The following is a 341-nucleotide window of genomic DNA, read 5'->3' on the forward strand; positions in this document are numbered from 1 at the left end:
CATTGCTTATGGGCTGTATCGCGTTGAAGCGACCGAAGATGAAAGCTGGACGGCGTAGGGTGATCTCTATCTTTTTGCCGACGACCTTGCCTCCGAGGTTCTGACCAAAGCCCGCGCAACCGAGTTCACGCGTGTGCGTGAGGTGAGTGCATCCGAGCTTGCTGGCATTACCTGTAGCCATCCATTGGCCTGTTTTGAAGGCGCGGAAGGTTTCTGGGATTACGACGTTCCGGTTATTGATGTGGATCACGTTACGGACGATGCTGGGACGGGGTTTGTTCACACGGCCCCAAGCCACTGTGCTGATGACTATGAATGTTTCGTTAAGCGCAATTGGCTCG

1 protein-coding gene is annotated in these 341 nt (G+C 54.3%); it reads left to right on the forward strand.

Features of this window, described 5'->3' with window-relative positions:
* Positions 1 to 133: 133 nt before the first annotated feature.
* Positions 134 to 341: hypothetical protein (locus tag AB9F29_RS21575; protein ID WP_369757210.1), on the forward strand; the 208-nt coding region annotated here is incomplete at its 3' end.

It is taken from the genome of Falsihalocynthiibacter sp. S25ZX9 (genome assembly GCF_041205405.1).
Taxonomy (GTDB): Bacteria; Pseudomonadota; Alphaproteobacteria; order Rhodobacterales; family Rhodobacteraceae; genus Falsihalocynthiibacter; species Falsihalocynthiibacter arcticus.